The organism is Mesorhizobium sp. M7A.F.Ca.AU.001.01.1.1 (genome assembly GCF_004022735.1).
GTDB lineage: Bacteria > Pseudomonadota > Alphaproteobacteria > Rhizobiales > Rhizobiaceae > Mesorhizobium > Mesorhizobium ciceri.
Map to the genome: position 1 here is coordinate 1 of NZ_RZPF01001258.1, position 809 is coordinate 809.

1 protein-coding gene and 1 pseudogene are annotated in these 809 nt (G+C 64.0%); both read left to right on the forward strand.

Annotation, left to right across the window (positions count from 1 at the left end):
• Window positions 1-626: phenylalanine--tRNA ligase subunit alpha (gene pheS, locus EN884_RS37495; protein ID WP_128361207.1), on the forward strand; the 626-nt coding region annotated here is incomplete at its 5' end.
• Window positions 623-809 (forward strand): annotated as a pseudogene (locus EN884_RS37500) (GFA family protein); the annotation flags it as partial. The gene pheS and the pseudogene EN884_RS37500, both read left to right, overlap by 4 nt.

The following is an 809-nucleotide window of genomic DNA, read 5'->3' on the forward strand; positions in this document are numbered from 1 at the left end:
GCGAGATGCACGACACCTTCTTCTTCCAGCCGGACGAGAAGGGCGAGCGCAAGCTTTTGCGCACGCACACTTCGCCGGTGCAGATCCGCACCATGGAAACGAAGAAGCCGCCGATCCGCATCGTCATTCCTGGCAAGACGTACCGGCAGGATTCGGACGCCACCCACTCGCCGATGTTCCATCAGGTCGAGGGGCTGGTGATCGACAAGACAGCCAACGTCGCCAACATGAAGTGGGTGCTGGAGGAGTTCTGCAAGGCCTTCTTCGAGGTGCCGCAGGTTAAGATGCGCTTCCGGCCGTCCTTCTTCCCGTTCACCGAGCCAAGCCTCGAGGTGGACATCCAGTGCGATCGCTCGCGGCCCGGCGAGGTGCGCTTCGGCGAAGGCTCCGACTGGATGGAGATCCTCGGCTGCGGCATGGTGCATCCCAATGTGCTGCGCCATGGCGGTCTCGATCCGGACGAATATCAGGGCTTTGCCTGGGGCATGGGCATAGACCGCATCGCCATGCTGAAATACGGCATGCCGGACCTGCGCGCCTTCTTCGATGCAGACGTGCGCTGGCTGTCGCACTACGGCTTCCGGCCGCTCGACATGCCGACTTTGTTCGGAGGCCTGAGCGCATGACAGCGCCCTATGCCGGCGGCTGCCGCTGCGGCGCCGTGCGGTTCGAGGCCTCTGCCGAACCGCATCACGTCAGCTACTGCCATTGCGGCGATTGCCGGCGGGCCAGCGGCGCGCCGGTGTCGGCCTTTGTCGGCTTCCTGGTCGATCAGGTCGCGTTCACCGGCAAGGCGCTGAAGATGTATG